General features: G+C 44.4%; 18 protein-coding genes. 13 read left to right on the top strand and 5 right to left on the bottom strand.

Annotated features, from left to right (window positions below):
* Positions 1–62 precede the first annotated feature (62 nt).
* The 8 genes from ACZ449_RS09965 (at position 63) to ACZ449_RS09930 (ending at position 7849) form a co-directional block, all read left to right on the top strand.
* The gene (locus tag ACZ449_RS09965; RefSeq protein WP_464260874.1) at positions 63–926 is read left to right on the top strand and encodes a TIM barrel protein; all 864 of its coding nucleotides are present in this window, start codon (positions 63–65) and stop codon (positions 924–926) included.
* A 54-nt stretch (positions 927–980) separates the two neighbouring features.
* On the top strand, positions 981–1331 hold the full coding sequence (locus ACZ449_RS09960; RefSeq protein ID WP_464260873.1) for a YlbF/YmcA family competence regulator: 351 nt from the start codon (positions 981–983) through the stop codon (positions 1329–1331).
* Position 1332: 1 nt separating this feature from the next.
* Positions 1333–2256, top strand: coding sequence for a UDP-N-acetylmuramate dehydrogenase (murB, locus tag ACZ449_RS09955; protein ID WP_464261850.1), 924 nt, complete (start codon positions 1333–1335; stop codon positions 2254–2256).
* A 155-nt stretch (positions 2257–2411) separates the two neighbouring features.
* Positions 2412–4025: an MBL fold metallo-hydrolase RNA specificity domain-containing protein gene (locus tag ACZ449_RS09950; RefSeq protein WP_464260872.1), complete on the top strand. Its 1614-nt coding sequence runs from the start codon at positions 2412–2414 to the stop codon at positions 4023–4025.
* 391 nt (positions 4026–4416) lie between these two features.
* Positions 4417–5103 carry a GTP-binding protein gene (locus tag ACZ449_RS09945; protein ID WP_464260871.1) on the top strand — a complete coding sequence of 229 codons (687 nt, stop codon included), beginning with the start codon at positions 4417–4419 and terminating at the stop codon, positions 5101–5103.
* 4 nt (positions 5104–5107) lie between these two features.
* The gene (locus ACZ449_RS09940; protein WP_464260870.1) at positions 5108–6133 is read left to right on the top strand and encodes an ATP-binding cassette domain-containing protein; all 1026 of its coding nucleotides are present in this window, start codon (positions 5108–5110) and stop codon (positions 6131–6133) included.
* Between the two features lie 64 nt (positions 6134–6197).
* Complete coding sequence (locus tag ACZ449_RS09935; protein WP_464260869.1) at positions 6198–6950, top strand: Rossmann-like domain-containing protein; 753 nt, start codon at positions 6198–6200, stop codon at positions 6948–6950.
* 140 nt (positions 6951–7090) lie between these two features.
* Positions 7091–7849 (top strand): Rossmann-like domain-containing protein, encoded by a 759-nt coding sequence (locus ACZ449_RS09930; protein ID WP_464260868.1) that lies wholly within the window; start codon positions 7091–7093, stop codon positions 7847–7849.
* A 663-nt stretch (positions 7850–8512) separates the two neighbouring features.
* Here the strand turns inward: ACZ449_RS09930 and ACZ449_RS09925 are convergent.
* Positions 8513–8635, bottom strand: a complete 123-nt coding sequence (locus ACZ449_RS09925; RefSeq protein WP_464260867.1) for a hypothetical protein — start codon at positions 8633–8635, stop codon at positions 8513–8515.
* 241 nt (positions 8636–8876) lie between these two features.
* On the opposite strand from ACZ449_RS09925, the gene typA reads away from it, so the two are divergent.
* From typA to ACZ449_RS09910, 3 genes are all read left to right on the top strand, one after another.
* The gene (gene typA, locus ACZ449_RS09920) at positions 8877–10682 is read left to right on the top strand and encodes a translational GTPase TypA (RefSeq protein WP_464260866.1); all 1806 of its coding nucleotides are present in this window, start codon (positions 8877–8879) and stop codon (positions 10680–10682) included.
* A gap of 322 nt (positions 10683–11004) precedes the next feature.
* Complete coding sequence (locus ACZ449_RS09915; RefSeq protein ID WP_464260865.1) at positions 11005–11460, top strand: cell division protein SepF; 456 nt, start codon at positions 11005–11007, stop codon at positions 11458–11460.
* 170 nt (positions 11461–11630) lie between these two features.
* Positions 11631–11915, top strand: a complete 285-nt coding sequence (locus tag ACZ449_RS09910; protein WP_464260864.1) for a hypothetical protein — start codon at positions 11631–11633, stop codon at positions 11913–11915.
* A 55-nt stretch (positions 11916–11970) separates the two neighbouring features.
* Here ACZ449_RS09910 and ACZ449_RS09905 read toward each other — a convergent pair whose 3' ends face one another.
* Genes ACZ449_RS09905 through ACZ449_RS09895 form a run of 3 tightly spaced genes read right to left on the bottom strand, consistent with a single transcriptional unit; the run spans position 11971 to position 16159 of the window.
* Positions 11971–13275 (bottom strand): aspartate aminotransferase family protein, encoded by a 1305-nt coding sequence (locus tag ACZ449_RS09905; RefSeq protein ID WP_464260863.1) that lies wholly within the window; start codon positions 13273–13275, stop codon positions 11971–11973.
* A 23-nt stretch (positions 13276–13298) separates the two neighbouring features.
* A complete protein-coding gene (locus ACZ449_RS09900; RefSeq protein WP_464260862.1) occupies positions 13299–15263 on the bottom strand; it encodes a peptidase U32 family protein in 1965 nt (654 codons plus the stop codon).
* 26 nt (positions 15264–15289) lie between these two features.
* Positions 15290–16159: an ABC transporter substrate-binding protein gene (locus ACZ449_RS09895; RefSeq protein ID WP_464260861.1), complete on the bottom strand. Its 870-nt coding sequence runs from the start codon at positions 16157–16159 to the stop codon at positions 15290–15292.
* 268 nt (positions 16160–16427) lie between these two features.
* On the opposite strand from ACZ449_RS09895, the gene ACZ449_RS09890 reads away from it, so the two are divergent.
* Both ACZ449_RS09890 and ACZ449_RS09885 read left to right on the top strand, forming a co-directional pair.
* The gene (locus ACZ449_RS09890; protein ID WP_464260860.1) at positions 16428–17021 is read left to right on the top strand and encodes a DUF1638 domain-containing protein; all 594 of its coding nucleotides are present in this window, start codon (positions 16428–16430) and stop codon (positions 17019–17021) included.
* 40 nt (positions 17022–17061) lie between these two features.
* Entirely contained in the window at positions 17062–20487 is a 3426-nt protein-coding gene (locus ACZ449_RS09885; RefSeq protein WP_464260859.1) for a DNA polymerase III subunit alpha, read from the top strand.
* On the opposite strand, the gene ACZ449_RS09880 is transcribed toward ACZ449_RS09885, so the two are convergent.
* On the bottom strand, positions 20477–21061 hold the full coding sequence (locus tag ACZ449_RS09880) for a YdcF family protein (protein WP_464260858.1): 585 nt from the start codon (positions 21059–21061) through the stop codon (positions 20477–20479). The two genes, ACZ449_RS09885 and ACZ449_RS09880, sit on opposite strands and share 11 nt — an antisense overlap.
* Positions 21062–21183: the final 122 nt, after the last annotated feature.

The raw sequence follows: 21183 nt of genomic DNA, 5'->3' as shown, positions 1-21183 counted from the left end.
GTTCAATCCAGGGAAAGTTATACTTTCCATCTGGATAGCAAAATCTTTAGGATGGTGATACAGTGTTTGCACAATTTGGACCGGCAGGAAATCCAGATGCATTTTATGAAACAGGCCGCAAGGCTTCGGCTGACATGCCAGAATGGTTAGCAGGACAAGAACTTAGGGCCTATGAGTATCAATGCAGCCGCGGGGTTACGATTAAGCAGCCGACAGCTGAATTGATAGGACAGAAGGCCGCTCAATTTGACATTAAGCTTAGTATCCATGCGCCATATTATATTAGTCTGGCTACCGAAGATGAGACCACTGCCGCGAACACCGAGCGGCACTTTTTACGATCCCTGGAAGTAGCCAAATGGATGGGGGCTGACCGAATTGTGTTTCATATTGGCGGTCCTGGCAAAGGTGTTGACCGGCAACAGGCTATGGAGCGGGCTAAGCACCTATTTGCCAAGGTTCTAGAACAAGCCGAAGGGCAGGGCTTGACAGGACCGCAGCTTCTGGCAGAAACTATGGGTAAACGAAATCAGCTGGGATCGCTTGACGAGGTGCTAGAACTATGTAAGTTGTCTGAGCGAGTCCGGCCAGCAGTTGATTTTGGTCATATGCATGCTGTGACAGGCGGCATGTATACGACAAGTGCAGAATTTGCCGCTGTATTTGATAAAATAGGTGAAGCACTTGGGGCAGAGGCAGCAAAAAATCTGCATATTCATTTTAGCCCTATTGAGTTTACTAAGGCAGGCGAGAAACGGCATTGGAGTTTTGGTGATCCTTTTGGGCCGCCGCATGAGCCGTTGTTAGCTGTCATCGCCGATCGGGGGTATACCCCGCGAATTATCTGCGAGTCAGCAGGTACCCAGGCTAAAGATGCCAAAACGATGCAGGATTATTATCTTGGAATGGTGAAAAAGGATTTTTAGCGTATACATACTAATTATAATGCATAAATTAGATGGTGAAATGGAGGAAGTTTCATGACTGTACATGATAAAGCCCATGACTTAGGGCGAACGCTGAGAAATTCTGAGGAATATCAGTTTTTTTTAGTTGCCAAACAAAATCTTGATAGTGATACAACAAGTAAAACTCTGGTGAACGATTTTCTAAAGAAAAAGCTGGCAGCCGAATATGATCTGATGACTGGAAAGCCGGAAGATAAAGATAAGATGCAGGAGCTCCAGAAAATGTATGACCTTATTATTCTAAATCCTAAAGCCCGAGACTTTATCAACGCCCATATGCGTTTTCAGCAGCTTGCTGCTGATATCTATAAAATAATTGGCGATGCGGTCGCTGAAGGAATGGATTTATTTGGCAAAAAATGAGATGCTAGTTACAACAACTGTGGATTTTGCTGCCGAATTAAAAAAAGCTATTCCCCCGGAAAGACTGCTAGTTAATGAAGCTATGTCCAAACATACTACCTTTCGAATCGGTGGTCCGGCTGATTATCTTGCATTGCCTGCTTCGGTTCAGGAGGTAGCCGCTATTTTACATATTTCTAAACAGTTTGCCATACCGGTTACTGTGTTGGGTAATGGCTCGAATGTATTGGTATTAGACCGGGGAATCCGTGGTTTGGTATTGAAATTTGGTCCCGAGATGGGCGGTATTCGCCACAACGGTTATACTGTCGTTGCTGGTGCCGGTGCGCTTTTAGCTGAGGTTTCCAAGTATGCTGCCCAACATGATTTGACAGGGTTTGAATTTGCTATTGGCATTCCTGGCAGTATTGGCGGTGCTGTTTTTATGAATGCCGGTGCCTATGAAGGTGAGATGAGCCAAGTGGTGCAAGCTGTAACGGCGGTATGCGAGGGCGGCGCATTAAAGCGGTTTGTACGCGAAGAGCTAGAGTTTGGTTACCGTCATAGCGTATTTCAGGAGAATGGCTGTCTTGTCTGTGAAGTAGAACTGGCGCTCGCGGATGGCGTGAATAGTTCGATCCGCGTACGACTTGACGACTACACGAATAAGCGTCAAACCAAACAACCAATTGAGATGCCGAGTGCTGGCAGTACCTTTAAGCGCCCTAATGGTCATTTTGCCGGTACGTTGATTGAACAGGCCGGCCTAAAGGGTACAAGTGTCGGCGGTGCACAAGTATCTAGCAAACATGCAGGTTTCATTATTAATGCTGGTGGTGCGACAGCCCAGGATGTGCTGGCTTTAATCAGCAAAGTACAGGATAGTGTATATAAGCAGTTTGGTGTTTCTCTTCATCCCGAAGTACGGATAGTGGGTGAAGCGTAACAACTATATAGTCAATACCAAGAAGCCGGGAGCAATTATGCCCCGGTTTTTATTAATTGCAGCAGGGAAAAGCGACATAATGTAGAATTTAGAAAATTAAGAGGGTTTTGCCAATATGTAGTTAGTATAATAATTGAAAAAAAGGAGTCAATCCAATGCATTTAACATTTTTGGGGGCCGCTGGCATGGTAACTGGGTCCTCTTACTTACTCGAAATTGGTCAAAAAAAGTTTTTAGTTGATTGTGGTATGTTTCAGGGATCAAAGGCCATTGTTGCTCTTAACAGACGGCCATTTCTCTATAATCCTGCAGATATTGAGGCTGTGTTTTTAACCCATGCGCATATCGATCATAGCGGTTTGTTGCCTCGCCTATGCAAGTCGGGCTTTAAAGGAACCATCTATGCTACCAAAGCAACTGCCGAATTATCCAGTATTATGCTGCCTGATAGCGGGCATATTCAAGAGTTTGAGGCCGAGCTTGCTAACCGGAAGGGGCAGCGGGCTGGACGTAAGCCTATTGAGCCGCTGTATACGGTAGATGAGGCATATACCTGCTTGCAACAGTTTTCACCTATGGCTTATGATACAGCGATAAAAATAACCGAAGAGGTAACTCTTACTTTTAGGGAAGCTGGCCATATATTGGGTTCGTCCATGGTAGAGATAGTAGGAACAGAAAATGGTGAAACAGCAAAAATTTTATTTTCTGGTGATTTAGGTCAACCTGACCAACCGATTATTCGTAATCCGGCTGTTATTGAGCAGGCCGACTATCTCATTCTTGAATCAACCTATGGGGATCGGATTCATGATCCGAGTGACCCGATAGAAAAATTAGCGCAATATATTAATGAAACTGTAGAGCAAGGCGGTAACGTCATAATCCCATCGTTTGCTGTCGGGCGTACGCAAACCCTTCTCTACAACTTGCATGCTTTGTTTAAAGGTGGTCTGATTCCCAAAATTCCAGTAATTATCGACAGTCCGCTGGCTATTTCGGCTACAGAGATATTCTTAAAGAACTCACAGGAATATGATCGCGAAGCCTATGATCTGCTGTATAAAGACCAGGACCATCCTTTACAATTTCCGCAATTGTCTGTTGCCAAAACAGCCGAGGAATCCAAAGCCATTAATAATTTAGACCATCCTGCCATTATTATCTCAGCAAGCGGCATGGCCGATGCAGGGCGTATCCTTCATCACCTGAAGCATAACTTGTGGCGGCCGGAGAGCACTGTACTGTTTGTTGGCTACCAGGCCCAAGGCAGCTTGGGGCGGCGATTGTTAGAAGGTATTAAAAAAGTCAGGATTATGGGTGAAGAAATCAGTGTCAGGGCCAGAATTGCTAACCTGGAAGGCTTTTCTGCCCATGCTGACAAAGATCAGCTGACAGACTGGCTTAGTAACTTTACGAGCAAACCGGCTAATATCTTTATTGTTCATGGTGAACAAGAAATGTCTGAGCCATTTGCTGCTCTTATTGCTGACAAATTTAATATACCAACATATATTCCCAAGTACGGCGATGCTGTTAGGTTGACTGGACGCAACTGGCAGGTTGAGCCTTCAGCTATTATCGAGTTTGAGCCGGCTGTTCAGCAGCTTAGAGAGGTTCTTGACGAAATGGAAAAGGAACAGGATCAATTCCGGAGCAAAATGGAAGATTTGGTTCTTATCAACGGTAACAAGCTGCAAGATGTGCTTAAACGTGTTGAAAAAATTCAAAAATTCATTAAAAAAACACTTAGTGATTTATGGACTTAAAGGTAAAGGAAGCTACATGATATGCTCCCCTTAAAGGAGACAGTTGAAATAATAAAAACTGTCACTTTAGGGGGCGTTTTTATTATGCCACAAAGAAACAAATATTCTGTAGAGAAGAAGCTGAAAATTCCAGAAGAATACCAATAGGAGGAATTTTTGAATTTATGAATTTTTTTACCAAAGCCTAAAATAAAAACAATCATAACCAATCGTAAGTAAACATAAACAAATTAAAACTATCACATATATTGATTTATATCAGTTTTAATAGTATCATATCTCGTAAGGAAGAAATTCCCTTGTTGCGTCTAAATCACGATATGAAAATATTCAGGATCTTGCATGGTCTTGATTTAGAAAGCTGCCAGTAACCGATTTTGGGAGGATATTTATGAAACTTATTACGGTATCGGGGGCGCCTTCGTCCGGTAAGACTTCAGTAATTCTCAGATTGATTGATTGTCTTAGAGACAACAATCAAGAGGTTGGGGTTATTAAATTCGACTGTCTGACTTCCTTTGACCAAGAGCGCTATAAAGAGTATGGCGTAAAAGTTCAAGTGGGATTTTCAGGAAAATTTTGCCCTGATCATTTCTTTATCAGCAATATTGAAGATGCAGTTGAATGGGGGAATCGCGCTGGTTTTGATATACTGATCAGCGAAAGTGCCGGTCTATGCAATCGTTGTTCTCCGCATATTCAGGGAGTTCTTGCTATTTGTGTTATTGATAATCTATCTGGAGTTAATACTCCGCGAAAAATAGGTCCCATGCTGAAACTGGCCGATATTGTTTTGATTACCAAAGGAGATATTGTTTCGCAGGCTGAACGGGAAGTGTTTATGTTTAATGTACGGCAAGTCAATCCTGGTGCCAGAATACTGTTTGTTAACGGCATTACTGGTCAAGGGGCATTCATGTTGAGCAAACATGTCATGAATGCTGCCGATATCACTACGCTTAGAAGTCGCCGTTTGCGCTTTTCAATGCCTGCTTCTGTATGCGCCTACTGCACCGGGGAAATGCGAATCGGTGAAACCTACCAAATGGGAATGCTGAAAAAGATGGAATTCAGGTGAAAATATGACGCAAAATGCAGGAATAAGAGAGAGCGTTACAACTAAGACAATTGCAGAAATCATCAGCGATTATCCGATCGTACAGGATTTTTTCAGTAATTATAATTTGCAGGATCTGCAGAAAAATCTCACAGTGGCCTGTGCGTTGGAAAAAATATTGCCGGAGCAACTAAATGAGTTCGGACTCGATGTATTCAGCCTAACTGAAGAATTGATAAAATTCATGGCGACATTGGAGAATAACCGGGAAGAACGGGAAAGGGTACAAACTATTACAATCATAGGCGGTAGAAATAAACAGGGGGAACCGGAGAACGTGACCCTTACGATGACGGTCGGTGAGGTCATTAGTATTGTAGGTCCTACGGGTTCGGGGAAAAGTCGTTTACTGGGTGATATCGAGTGTTTAGCTCAGTGCGATACACCGACCAGACGCCAAATATTGATTAATGATCACTCGTTAAGTGACGAAGAACGGTTTGATATCGGCAATAAAATGGTAGCACAGTTGTCGCAAAATATGAATTTTGTTATGGACCTGAATGTCGCAGACTTTTTGGCAATGCATGCTAAAAGTCGTCTTTGTGAGAATGCTGAACAAGTGATCAACCAATGTTTTACCTGCGCCAATGAGCTCGCTGGTGAAAAATTCACTATGGATACAAAAGTGACTCAGCTCTCGGGAGGGCAATCTCGTGCATTGATGATTGCCGATACAGTATATATGTGTCCTTCACCGGTTGTTTTGATTGACGAAATTGAAAACGCGGGGATTGACCGAAAGCAAGCTATCAGCTTATTAACAGAAAATGAAAAAATTGTATTGATTTCTACTCATGATCCATTGCTTGCTTTGAGTGCCGATAAACGTATTGTAATAAAAAACGGCGGCATCCATAAAATCCTGGAAACTTCGGATGAAGAAATAAAAAGCTTGAATGACATTGAAAAACTGGATGCGATCATGCAAGGAATTCGACAGCAGTTGAGGTATGGCGAAAGAGTTCATCCATTGAAGGTTGTTTTATAGTGATTGAGTGTATGGTGAATATAAGAGGTTGAATTCCCTTAATATGGGATAAGGAGAAGAATATATGTGGGAATTATATGACGCCTTAATCGAAGGAATACCAGAGGAGTGCCTTGTCGATGAATTTATTTGCGGCACTTATGCGGTACTCATACGAAGTGGCAATGGATGCGGTTTTAGCCATATTTTGCCGGGAGATAGCCTGCCGGAAATGATGAAAAAGTCACTCAATATGCCACTAAAAAAATTGGCGGAATGCATTAAATCCTGGAATTTTATCGAAGCTTCCGTTGGTATGGCGGCGATAAACGCCTGGTATAATTCACCGGAAATAGCGAGTAGCAACGGAATTGCTCTTGCAAACAGTCTGTATAGTGAGGATCGCCTGAATGATCCGTTTATTGCCTATCAAAATGTGATAAAAAACAAGAAAGTTGCCGTTTTGGGGCATTTTCCTTATATTGAGCAACTGTTTCAACCGGTATGTGATCTTGCTATCATTGAACGTGAACCGTTGGAAGGCGATTATCCGGAAGCAGCTGCTGAATATATTCTGCCGGAAAGTGATTTTGTTATTCTCAGTTGTGTTAGTTTGATTAATAAAACACTACCACGTATGCTGCAACTGGCCCAAAATGCATATGTAATAATTGTCGGACCGTTTACCCCGTTGGCGCCAAAATTATTTTCCTTTGGTGTCAATGATTTATCAAGTTTTGTTGTAAAAGATAATGTTGGTGCGTCGCGTATCGTGTCAGGATTAGAAAGAAAGAAAATATATAAAACCGGACAAAAAGTGTCTATTAAATTAGGATAATCCTTTAGCGAAATGGTCGGAAACCTTTGATTCAACAGAATTAGCTGATAATAACATATGGTTCTGTACTGTCCAGAACCATATGTTATTATCAACCTTAATCCCTATTCTATTAACATAAAGGAGGAAATAATATAGTAATGACCATACAAAAACATCTGATCAATTTCTTGCTGCCCCATACGGAGCATATAGCAATTAGCGATGTACGTATCGGACTGGGGTACACTGCCGTAAAAATTGAAAGTGGCCATGGAGGAGTGGCCGGGACTCCGGATTTGTCGGCGCCCAGTTGTACTTATTTCGCAAGCGCAGGGTCCCTCGTCGGACGTCCTGCAAAAGAGTTACTAATCATGCTCGGTGACGAGGTGTCTGTCTTGGCGCGGGCGCTTGGTCTAGCGACGGCAAATGCTTTACTTGCCTCTCTGCCAAATTTCCCGACACTGAAGGAAGAAGTCATCTCATCGCTTCATATTACTCATAATGACAGAGTAGCTATGGTTGGATATTTCGGCCCGATTGTGGCCCAATTGCGCAAAACAGGATGTCAACTCGACATCCTGGAATTGAATGATAAGCACAGCGACACACTTCCACCTGAAAAAGCTGGCGACGTACTGAGCGCTTGTACAGTAGCTATCATTACTGGCACGTCGCTTATCAATGGGACATTTGACGAATTGAATGCCGGACTGGGGGAGCCTCGCGCAGCGGTACTGTTAGGGCCATCTTCACCCTTGTGTGGTGGCGTCTTCAAGGATACAAAAATCACTCACGTCGCCGGATCGCGGGTACGTGATACGGACGCTGTGCTACGCGTCGTTTCGGAAGGTGGCGGTACTATGCTCATGAAAAAATATCTGGATTTTGAGACAGTATTGACTGGACGGAACGTATAAGATATAAAACACCACCGCCTGTCTGGAGTCCGGGGTCAGGTCCACATCAATGGCGTCCACTCTCACCGGATCCGCGTGGGTTGCCTCCAACAAGTCATAATGGAATGGGCTTGGCTTTTGGCTAGTTCTTTGGATTTGCACACATCAGATATTTAGTCAATCGAATACAAGGTGAGGGGCTTTTACTTTTGGCATTGCCCCAAAAGTAACAAAAGGTCTAGGCCCCAAGCCTCCAAAAGCTGAAAAGCCGGACGATATTCCTAAAATCCGTAAACTCGCTACGCTCAGACAGTACGGATTTCTTAACGGAATACCGCCCGGCTTTTCTCCTGCGGAACGCTTTTTCCGGCAAAGGCCGAGGGGTTACGGGAGTTACGAGGGTTACTGGCCGCAAACAGTACAGCCACCTGTGCCGAGTTTCGTATTTGACACACCTTGTTTTATAAGACCTCCACGACTCTCAAAAACTTATACTTTCTTATCTTATAAGATAAGACTTGGCTTGTGCCAAGTCCCTCAGAACGGCCGATTGCTATGCCATCTATGGCGCAATCGGCACTAGCACCATCCGGGTGCGTCGCCGGCAGAAGCCTTAGTCATTCTTATGTCAACAGAATTTAGTTATAAATTCTGTTAGACAAAAAAGAGCAGCCGATGCTGCCCTCATGTATTGGGATGGTTGGTATTTTTGGTACCGAAATAGCTGTCATTTTTCTTATTGCTGTATCCTTTGGCCTTTTTTAGCTTATGAGCATCATTAGCCTTGTTTACTTTCTTCTGGCCCAAGAAATATCACCTCCCAACATTATTGTTTGCGGAAGCAATGGTTTAAATTCGAAAAGGAGGATCTAGGAATGAGTGTAATTGATCGGATTAAGCAGGGAGAAGTTAACCGTGATTGCATTCGAAAATAAATTTAATTTGACATATGATAGCTGGTATAATATAGTGAAGAGTGCATGACACTACAAAAGGGTGCAAAATACGAGCATCCTTTTGCTCATTATAGGGGAGGCTATCATTTTATATGGAACGCAATGACTTACGTAATATCGCTATTATTGCCCACGTTGACCATGGCAAGACTACTTTAGTTGATGCTATGCTCAAACAAAGCGGTGTTTTCCGCGCAAATGAACATGTTGCTGAACGCGTTATGGATTCAAACGACCTGGAACGGGAACGCGGCATTACCATCTTATCTAAAAATACGGCGGTAATGTATCATAATATCAAAATTAACATTGTTGATACCCCGGGTCACGCCGATTTTGGCGGTGAGGTTGAACGGGTGCTTAATATGGTTGACGGTGTATTACTCTTGGTGGATGCGTTCGAAGGACCTATGCCTCAGACCAAGTATGTACTGCGCAAAGCCTTAGAGCAAAAAATCAAACCAATTGTTGTTATCAACAAAATTGACCGCCCAGATCAGCGGGTAGAAGATGTGCTTGACGAGGTATTGGAACTATTTATCGAGCTTGATGCCAACGATGAACAGCTTGATTTTCCAGTAGTATATGCAACAGCACGCGCCGGTATTGCCAAAATGGCCATGGATGATGACAGCGACAATTTGAAACCGTTGTTTGAGTGTATTGAAAAAACCATACCTGCACCGCGGGGTGATATTGACGGACCGCTGCAGGTTATGATTACTACGCTAGATTATGACGATTATGTTGGCCGGATTGCGATTGGCCGGGTTGTACGGGGACGCATTAAAAATGGCCAAAATGTTACACTGTTGAATGGTGAGGCCGAAAGCAAGGGCAAAATCGGCAAATTATACATATATGAGGGGTTAAAGCGTACTGAAGTCCAAGAGGCTGCGCTAGGCGACATTGTTGCTATGATTGGTCTTGAATCAATCAATATTGGCGATACTGTAGCCGATACCGAGAATCCGGAAGCTTTGCCTGCTATCCGGATTGATGAGCCAACACTTGCCATGACCTTTTCGGTAAACACCAGCCCATTTGCTGGCCGGGAGGGCCAGTATGTTACGTCCCGTCATATTCGTGACCGCTTGTTTAGGGAAGCAGAAACCAATGTTAGTTTGCGGGTAACTGAAACCGACAGTCCGGATTCTTTCGTGGTGGCAGGCCGGGGTGAACTGCATTTGTCGATTCTTATTGAGACAATGCGACGTGAAGGCTATGAGCTGCAGATTGGCAAGCCGCAGGTAATCTATAAAGAAATTAACGGCAAGCGCTGCGAGCCGATGGAATTTTTGACAATTGATGTACCACAGGAATTTATGGGACCAGTTATGGAAGGCTTAGGTACCCGTCGCGCCGAGCTTGTCAATATGATTGAACTGGCTGGCTACTTACGGATGGAATTCATTGTTCCGGCTCGTGGTTTGATTGGTTTTAGATCAGGCTTTTTGACCAATACCAAGGGCAATGGCATTATGCACCATGTTTTCCATGGTTATGTGCCATATAAAGGCGATATTCCTGGCCGTACCCGAGGCGCATTGGTAGCGTTTGAACAAGGCGAAACTACTGGTTATGGTATTAATAGTATTCAAGACAGGGGTATTATGTTTGTTGTTCCCGTACAACCTGTATATGAAGGTATGATTATCGGAGAAAATGCGCGGGATATGGACATGGATGTTAATCCCTGCAAGAAAAAGCATGTTACTAATATGCGTGCCAGTGGTACTGATGATGGTATTCGCCTGACTCCACCACGGATTTTAAGCCTGGAGCAGGCGCTTGAATATATTAATGATGACGAGGCTGTGGAGGTTACACCACAAAGTATTCGTTTGCGCAAGACTACGTTAGATCGACATATTCGTGGTCGTGAACGCAAACAATAATTACAGTGACTGTTAAATAAGAAAAGGTATTGAAAACGGGATTGCTACATCATGCTTTCTTGTAATGACTGAATAATTTGGTCATTACGAACGGCTAAGTGGCAATCTCGTTTTTACAATTTTGAACAGGCTACTGCTTACTCCCGGTACTGGTTGTCAAAAATGTCAGTTATAGTGCTAAAGTCCTAAATTACTAGGAAATCTTTCCTTGTTTTGCTAGTAATGTGAAAATTCATTGTTGTAAGGCAGGAATTGCCATAAATGGTGTCGAAAATATCAAATAATATAATACTGTAGGAATTTTTTGAGGAGGCGTTTGCCAGTGGCGCTTGGATTAATGGATAAAATAGCAAATTTTTTAATACCGATGGAAGAAGATATGTCAGCGCCAGAAAAAGCGGATATGCCTGTTGCCAAAGAAGCAGCTGTACAAGAAACTGTACAGGAGCTTGAGCGTCGTCCCAAATTAAAGGTACACAGTCAGCAAGCAGGGAAGTTCAAACTAGTGGTTGATTTGCCAACCTCTTTTGACGATGTACAAAATTATGCTGATTATCTCAAAAGCAATGTTGCTGTTATTGTTAATTACCAGCAGGTAGATACCGATACCCAGCAGCGGATGTGCGACTTTTTAAATGGTGTATGTTATGTTTTGGGCGGCAGCGTTCAACGGGTTTCGGAAAAGGTAATGCTGTATGCTTATGCCAGTATTGAAGTGGATAAAAAGATATTTGCTTACTCAGTGCCTACTTATGTGCGGGTAAAGAATGAAATGTAAGTGATTAGGTCTGGTGTTAGTAAAGAATAAACGCTATTTACCTGGAGCAGGTAAGTAGCGTTTTTCTTATTCCCCCCAAAAGCCATGAGTTTGGATATTGCAATTTTAATTAATAAACCCAATTTCAGTGTCATATACTTCATTAAGCCTTAAAGAAGGGATGGGGTTTGATGAGAGGATTTAAGAATCGAACCAGCAAGTTTGGTTCGCTGGTCAGTTTACTTGCGCTTAGTACAATGCTAGTAATTTTTGCTGGTAATTTTCCAGTATTTATGAAATCTGTTTCCGGACAGGTTTTTGCTGGTATTTGGGCCAGTTTTTCAGTTCTTATGATTGTGACCCATGCTATTCGCTTAACGACTGAGCGCCAGCGGGCGGCAGTAATACTGTTACCAGGAAAAAAAGATGCCCGCACCCAGAAAAATATTCGCAGGGTGCAGACTATGCGTGGTTAACAGCAACAATTGAATCACAAGCTTTTAAGAACGTTGTATAGTAGTATTTTGTTTGTTAAGCTATATGGGCTAACACATCTGCCAGATTGTTTAGCAGGTTATTCAAATCCTCGCGGGTAATTACCAGTGGCGGTTGGAAAGCCATAACATTGCGGTCAGGGCCATTTTTACCAAATAAGAAGCCACGGTCTTTCATTTGTTCCAAAATCGTATCAAGCTGCTGGGCGGCCGGAGATTTATCAGGGTTAACCAACTCAGCACCTAGCATTAGACCATGACCGCGAATATCGCCGATGAGAGAGTGCTTTTTTTGTAGCTCGGTCAGACCGTTCCGTAGATATTCTCCAAGCTCGGCAGCACGGGTCGGTAAGTTGTTTTTAGCGATTACGTTTAGGGTAGCCAATGCGGCAGCCGAGGTTACCGGGTTTCCGCCTAGTGTTGAAGCTCCTGGACGAGTATAGGTATTGGCGATTTCGGGCCGGGCGGTAAAAGCGCCGACCGGGACGCCGTTACCGAGTGCCTTAGCCATGGTCATAATGTCAGGTTCAACGCCATAGTGCTCAATGGCGAACATTTTACCAGTACGGCCAAAGCCTGTCTGAACTTCATCAATAATGAGCAAAATATTGTATTTGTCAAGAATTTCTTTCACACGTTTGAAATAACCGAGTGGTGGGGTAATAATACCGCCATTACCCTGAATAGGCTCAGCAATGAAGGCAGCTACCTGGCCAGAGGTGGCTGTTTTTATTATTGCTTCAATTTCGTTAGCGCAGGCTAAATCACATTCGGGATGACGCTTGCCATAGGGGCAGCGGTAACAGTAGGCATTAGGGGCGAAACTGATGCCGCCGACCGGACTGGTATCTGTACGCCACAGCGACAGGCCTGTCAAACTCATTGTCAGCTTTGTACGTCCGTGAAGCCCCTGACGCAAGCTGATAAATTCCTGTTTTCCAGTATAGATCGAGGCTAACAGGGCTGCTCCTTCGTTAGCTTCTGTGCCGCTGGAACAAAAAAAGGTCTTTTGTAGACGACCTGGTGTGATTTGCGCCAGACGTTCAGCCAGGTTGACGATGTTTTCGGTAAGATAGATGGTACAGGTATGCTGCAGCGTTTGGACTTGGTCACAGATTGCTTTGGTAATCTCCGGATTGCAGTGCCCGCAGTTGACAACCGACACACCGGCAAAACAGTCAAGATACTGTTTGCCGTTATGGTCATATAGGTACTGCATTTCTCCTTTAACTAACTGCATGGGCTCATTATAAAAATGATACACGCAGGGGATGATATAGTCTTGTTTTTTTTGAAGGATTTCTTTAGGGCCAATATATTGGCTGGTGTTTATGTCACTCATAATTTCACCTCTAAAATTGCAAATTACCGTGATATCCGGTAGCGGAAGGTACCGATGCCCAGCGCGCGCGGACTGATGGCAGTCAGTTTATCAATGCAGGTCTTGTCAAATGTATAGTTACCGCCGGCAGCCAGTTTGTCAAGCTCTGTTCGGTATAGTGCTGTGATTAAGCCGACAAGTTCTGGTGGATAATGTTGGCCTTCAATCCGGTAATGATTGATGCCGGCACTCATAAGTGCCGGCAGATGGGGGAGCAGGCACAAATCTTTAGCAAACAGAATATGGTTGCGACAGTATTGATCAATTTTAAGGTCATGCCGTTCGCCAGCGCTGTCTAAGAGGGAGTAGTGCTGTTCTGTGCACAAATCGCGGCAGAAATGAACGGCTGTGCCTTCTAGAACTGCGGAAGGCACGCAATGGTCAAGCACCATTGCCTCAATAGCACCATGGACAATCATTTCCAGCGGCAAGGGACTATTTTGGGCCAACTCGGCGATTTGTTCATAGGTGGCTTCCAGAGAAATGGTAGCTTTACTGGCGCCATTGGCTTTTAACCAGGCAGCGGTAAGGTGGTTAAATAGGTTAATAGAGAAGTCAGCCTGAATTGGCAGGTCCGCAGTTTGTTGGGCTAAGCGCAGCATACCGCTATTAGAAACCATCAGGCCATGCGGTTTTATAGTTTCCAGGCTCTTGAATAATTGTTCATATTCACTGATTTCACGTTCCATAGTAATGCGTGGGGTAGTAACGATGACCTGAGCCTTATAGTTGGCAGCCTCGCTGATGGCAGCTTCTACGTCTTTTAACGTCCAGGGCTTATTCGGTTTAAAGGCCTCACCGCCAATATAGACAACAGTCGCGCCGTTTTGCAAAGCACTGGACAATGAGTCAAGACAGGCTACCCGGACGGCCAACTGTGGCCGAGGACGGTTGACTGAAGCAGCGAACTCTTTGGGGATGACTGTTGGCAGGAACGTATTGGCCGTAACGTCGGCTTCTTTGACGGCCTGACTGAAAAAGCGCGGTTCGCGTTCGCCGGTGTAGCCGATAGAGCTGGCGCCAGGATTGCCAAGCGCATAGCAAGTGGAGAAGTCTCGGGTGCGATAGTCGGAGAGCTCTTGCCAGTCAGCCATATCCAAGGTATAACCTGCAGGATCAGCAATATAGCGGTCAATGGCCTGGCGATAAACTTTTACAACTCGGCTGACAAAATCAGCAGTACGCATACGACCTTCAATTTTAAAAGAGCAGACACCTGCTTGAATTAGCTGAGGTAAAGCAGTGTACAGGCACATATCCTTCATAGCTAATTTATAAAGGCCTGGATCATTGGCGGACACTGTTTTTCCAGTAGCGGTGTCAACCAATTGATACGGCCAGCGGCAAGGCTTTAAACAACGGCCACGGTTAGAACTCTGCCCGAAAACGATTCCGGAATGATAACATTGGCCACTATGAGCCACACACATATCGCCATGGACAAAGTATTCCAGCTCAATGCCGGTGCGTTCTTTAAGCAGTGTAAGTTGAGTCAGGGTTAACTCACGATTGGCGACTATCCGGGTAATTCCATAATCCATCAGGGTTTTAATAGAATGTTCATTATGGGTATTCATCATAACCGAGGCATGCAGTGGAACGGTAATATTCATGTCCCGGGCCAGTTGTAAAATAGCTAAGTCCTGTACAATTAATGAATCTGGCTGAATTTGATTTAACAGTTTGAGATATTCGCGCATACCGGGGATTTCTCGTTCGCTAATCAGGTTATTAACAGTGACATAAAGGCGGACATTATGGGCATGGGCATATTTTACCGCTCGGGCCAATTTTTCATCATCAAAATTGGTATCAGTACGGTGAAGTCGCATATTAAAGCGTTTACCGCCAAGGTATACAGCATCAGCACCGGCGGTAACGGCAGCTTCAAGCACGTCCCATGTGCCGACAGGGGCTAAAAGTTCAACAGATTGAGGGGTTAACAGCATGTATTTCACTCCATATTTCTAGATTGTTACTCAAAAACAGCTGTAGCCTTTGTCAGTAATGCTTGTGGCAGTTTAATGCCTAAATTGTCAGCGACAAACGCATTAAGCTGAATTTCAGGACTATCCACAATGCCGACAGGTATACTACCAGGCTGAGTACCGGCAAGAATTTGAGACGCTTTCACGGCACAGGCAATTCCAAGTTCATAGTGGTTGGCTACCAGCGCACCTAACGCACCTGACGGAACATTGGGTGCATGAGAAGTAATAATCGGCAGGTTAGCTGCTTCGGCGTAATAGGCTACACTGGCAAAGTTCTCCTCAACAACTCGGCCAATAGGCAGAAACAGAGCATCAAGAGCGGGAGGGAGCCTATCAGGTAAGGTAGACAAATCTTCAGGCATAACTATTGGCAGGTCAATGAGTGTAAAGGTAGAGCTAGCTGCCTGTTTAAAATTTCTTACCTCCAGCAGGGCATTACTGTCTCCACTATGATATAAAATACCAATACTGTGGGCGGCAGGTAAAAGCTCACGGATAAAAGCTGCTTTAGCCGCAGCTGGAACCATGCCAGCCACGCCTGTAGCTTTCCCACCAGGCCTATCCATGCTTTGCGTTAAACCAACGCCTACCGGATCAAACACAGGTGTAAATACTACCGGGATAGTGCCTGCTAACTGGACAGCCGCTTGTGCGGCAGGAGTAGAACAGGCAAAAATGAGATCTACCTTTTGCTCAGCCAGTTTTTCGGCAAGCTTCGGCAAATCGCTTAGAGTGCCATCTGCATTCAAATAATGAAATTCAGCAATCAAACCCGCGTCAGTCAGTCCGGCTTTAAAGCCGCGTACTGCATCATCCAAATTCTGTGTTAGTTGTAATATACCGATATGATGCAATTGTACAACACCTCTAGCTTTATTTTTTATTACAGTTTCCACATGGGGTGGATTAATACCTGCCATAATACTGCAAAATTCTTTACTAGTTCCTATATTGACGCAGTCATGGTAAACTAAAAAGAGATTAGTTAGGTGGGCTTGTCTTGAAAAAACAGTCATACTGTAGACGAAAGCTTGTCAGATGTATGCTGGCGGCAGGCAAGCCAATAGGCAGGAGGTTAGTGTTTAAATGAAAATATGTTTTCTTGGCTGTGGAATTTTTCAATTGGAACTGGAAAAGATCATCGCGGAATTTGAGCAGGAAAAGCTCTTTGATTGTGAGTTTTCCGTGGTGTATCTTCCGCTGCGTGTGCATGTGGACTTGAAAAAATTACAGGAAAAGGTAGTGCAGGCCTTGGACACAGTGCAGGCAGATAGAGTGATTTTTATGTTTGGCGAGAAATGTCATTCACTGTTTGATGAATTTTTGCGCGGTTATGATTTGATTCGTTTGAAGGGCTCAAGTTGTTGGGAAATTTTTCTGGGAGAGTTGTTGCCGGATGGGCAGAAGCGCGATCCCAAAACTTTCTATATGACACCCAGCTGGCTAAAGAAGTGGCGTGAATTTTTTGATCCGGGCTGGGGTGTGGATGAAGTGGGTATGAGACAGGCTTTTGCATTTTATGATAATATTGTGCTTGTTGATACCGGCATTTGCGAATATACGGATGAGGACATACTGGAGTTTTTTGAACATACGCAGGTACCGATTGAAATTGAAACAGGAGATTTGACGTTTTTTAAAAATAGTATGATTGAAGCGGTGCGGGAGGCCTTGGCAACTGAAACAAAATTTGTAGGAAAAAGACCAGCTGATTAAATAACATATAATGAATATATAGGAAGGATAATCAGTCCTTATGAATACTGAAAAATATGCTGACAACAATGTAGGATTTGTCCATTTACATAACCACACTGAATATAGTCTATTAGACGGAGCCGGGCGAATAAAAGACCTGGTATCCCGGGCCAAGGAACTGGGAATGCCTGCTGTTGCGGTGACTGACCATGGCACGATGTATGGTATCATCGATTTTTATAAACAAGCTAAAAAACAGGGAATTAAGCCCATTATTGGTTGTGAGGTATATGTTGCGCCCCGTTCGCGGTTTGATAAAGTAGCTGTCGAAGGGGAGTCCTATTACCACTTGGTTTTACTTGCTGCTAATGACCAGGGATATCGTAATCTGATCGAGCTGGTATCACGCGGTTATAGTGAAGGGTTTTACTATAAACCCCGTATTGACAGGGAGATACTGCGCAGCTATAGTGAAGGCCTTATTGGATTAAGCGCCTGTATTGCCGGTGAAATCCCTGCAGCCATCCTGCGGGGGAATATTGACGGAGCTGAGGCGCTGGCTAGCGAATACAAGGAGATTTTTGGGGAAGATAACTTCTTTATTGAGCTTCAGGATCATGGAATGCCTGAGGAAAAACAAGCCAATCAGCAGCTGGTCAAAATAGCACGGAAGTTAGGACTAGGTCTTGTTGCCACCAATGATGCTCATTACATTCATAAACAGGACGCCGAATGCCATGATGTATTGCTTTGCATTCAAACAGGAAAAACGGTGGATGAGCCAGGCAGGATGAGGTTTCCCAGTGATGATTTTTACTTGAAAACCCCAGCTGAAATGGCTGAATTATTTGCTGAATATCCGGAAGCGCTGGCTAATACTGGCAAAATTGCTGAACGATGTGAGGTTACCTTTAATTTTGATATACTCTATCTGCCTGATTTCCCGACACCGGATGGAACAAGTGATGTTGAATACCTAACCCAGCTATGCCACCAGGCCATCCCCTGGAGATATTCGGAGGCAACACCTGAGGTAACAGACAGGCTTGACTATGAGCTTGGTGTAATAAAGAAAATGGGGTATCCCAGCTACTTTCTGATCGTTTGGGATTTTGTCAACTATGCCCGGACAAAGTCTATTCCGGTAGGTCCGGGAAGGGGTTCGGCGGCAGGCAGTATTGTTGCTTATTTATTAGGCATTACTAGTATTGATCCTCTTAAATACGGCTTGCTATTTGAACGGTTCTTAAATCCGGAACGGGTGTCAATGCCTGATATTGATATTGATTTTTGCTATGAACGCCGTAGCGAAATTATTGAATATGTTGTAACCCGTTATGGAAGCGACCGCGTGGCGCAAATTATCACCTTTGGTACTATGGCGGCGCGAGCGGCGATTCGTGATGTCGGCCGGGCGCTAAATATGCCGTATGGTGATGTTGACCGTATTGCCAAACTGGTGCCAGCTGAACTGGGAATTACTTTGACAAAAGCCTTATCGGCTAATCAGGAATTAAAAGGCTTGTATGATGCGGAAGATACAGTAAAAAAACTGGTTGACCTGGCCATGGCGGTGGAGGGGTTGCCACGCCATGCCTCAACGCATGCTGCCGGCGTGGTTATTGCTAAAGAGCCATTAACGCATTTTGCGCCATTGCAGCTGTCAAGTGAGGGTTTTCTCGTCACTCAATATGATAAAGACAAGATTGAGGAAATTGGTCTGTTAAAGATGGACCTTTTGGGACTTAGAACGCTGACTGTCATCGGCGATGCCATTGCACTCATTAAGGATAACCGGGGCGAAGAACTGAACATAGAGCAAATTCCGCTTGAGGATACTAAAACATGTGTTATGCTGTCTAGCGGCGATACTTCAGGTGTATTTCAGATGGAGTCCAGCGGTATGACCAATCTGGTGAAAGAACTAAAACCTGAACGGTTTGATGATTTGATTCCATTGGTGGCACTGTATCGGCCAGGGCCGTTGGGCAGTGGCATGGTGTCAGACTTTATTGATGGCCGTCATGAGAAAAAACCAGTTACCTATTTGCACCCACTGCTTGAGCCAATATTGAAAGATACCTTTGGGGTTATTTTGTATCAGGAACAGGTTATGCAGATTGCTTCGGCATTGGCTGGCTTTACACTGGGACAGGCTGACCTTTTGCGCCGGGCTATGGGGAAAAAGAAACATGAGGTATTGGCGGCGCAGCGCGAGAATTTCCTTAAAGGAGCATCTGAGCGGGGGATTGATGCCAAACTAGCCCATGAGGTGTTTGATCTCATGACCCATTTTGCTGACTATGGTTTTAATAAATCCCATAGTGCCGCCTATGCGTTAGTCGCATACCAAACGGCATATCTCAAGGCCCATTATCCCCAGGAATTTTACGCAGCTTTGTTGACAAGTGTAATGGGGACAAATGATAAGATCGGCTATTATATTGAAGAATGCCGCCGCCGGGGTATCGCTGTTTTGCCCCCAGATATTAACGCGAGCGGTCGGGCTTTTTCTGTGGATCATGCCGCCATCCGGTTTGGGTTGGCCGGAGTTAAAAATGCGGGCGACAATGCGCTGGAAAGCATTATTGCAGCCCGGAAAAAGGGAGGTAATTTTACTTCGCTTGTTGATTTTTGCTCCCGCGTGGATATGCGGCTGGTTAACAAGCGCGTAATTGAGAGTTTGATCAAATGCGGGGCGTTTGACTCGCTCAAGGCTCGTCGCGCTCAGTTTTTGGAGGTATTGGAACAAGCAGTGGAGGTGGCTGCCTGTCGGCAAAAGGATGCGGCAAGTGGTCAATTAGGGCTGTTTGGTGAGGATACTTTAGAATGTGTGAATGATGTTGTTTTACCTAATATACCTGAATTGCCTCAAGAACAACTGTTGGCGCTAGAAAAAGAAATAACCGGTTTTTATATAACCGGTCATCCATTAGATAAATATCGGGCTAAGCTTGAGACCTTGCCGTCACTGGGAAGTTTGACAGAAGGCCAGTATACTGATGGGCAGCTCATCCGGGTGGGCGGACTGATTGCCAGTGCTAAACGCATTAATACCAAAAATGGCAGTATGATGTGTTTTGTTGCTCTCGAAGATTTCACCGGACAGGTAGAGGTTATTGTATTTCCCCGGGTTTTTGAAAAAACAGGTCGTTTGCTGGCGCCTGATCTGTCAGTTATGGTTTACGGACGGCTTAATATCCACGAAGAAGGAGCCAAGATTATGGCTGATGACATTCTTCCCCTGGGCAGTGCTGGCGCAGAGGTTAGAATCACCTTACGAAAAGACCAGGAAACGCCTGATACTTTAGCAGGGCTGAAACAGCTGCTCAATAAATATACTGGTTCGTCTGCCGTTTATCTGCATCTTATTGATAGCCGCCGCGTAATCAAAACAGAACGGGATTTTTGGATTGAGCCGTCACCAGCGGCACTTGCCGCCATTGAAAGCCTTTTGGGAAAAGGGACAATTACTACTTGTTAAACACCAACAGCGACAACATCGCCGCTCCTTCGCGGGCATATTGTTTAGTTGTTAGGTAGGCATTATCTGCCATAGGGGCTGGCGAACCGCTGGCCTCAATGTCTAGTTGCTGTGCAAGTACTAAAGAACGTCTGATATGGGAAGCATTGGAAACGATGATGGCGTGACGAAATCCTTGCGTACGCATGATAGTTTTAGAGTTAAGCAGGTTTTGGTGCGTATTGTAGGATTTTTCTTCTAGATAAATTTTTTCAGATGGAATACCATGAGCGACAAGATACTGGTGCATGATGCTGGCTTCGCTGGCTATTTCATCCAGGCCTTGGGCGCCACTGACGATAATGGTTGGTGCAAAGCCCTGGTTATACAACTGGATGGCTTCGTCGAGACGTAACCTGAGCATGGTACTAGGCTGGTTGCCAATAAGTTTGGCCCCCAACACAATGATAGTATCACTGGGAACCGGTTTGGTTAAATGGCCAACCGCAATAATGGGAATTTCAACAACGGCTACAGTAATTATGATCAGCAATAATAGATAATGCCGTAGTCTTTGATGTAAGAGTAGCTTCATACTTTGTCGCCTCCGGGATGTTACGAAGTTTTACTTTATTATAGCACTACGAATTATTTTATGTTATAACAACAAAATAAGTTGCAGTTTGCCAGTAAATAATATTAGAATAAGAGATGGTA

It is taken from the genome of Desulfosporomusa polytropa, from assembly GCF_055380075.1.
The sequence above is the reverse complement of the archived record's forward strand: the minus strand, read 5'-3'. Positions and strand labels throughout refer to the sequence as shown.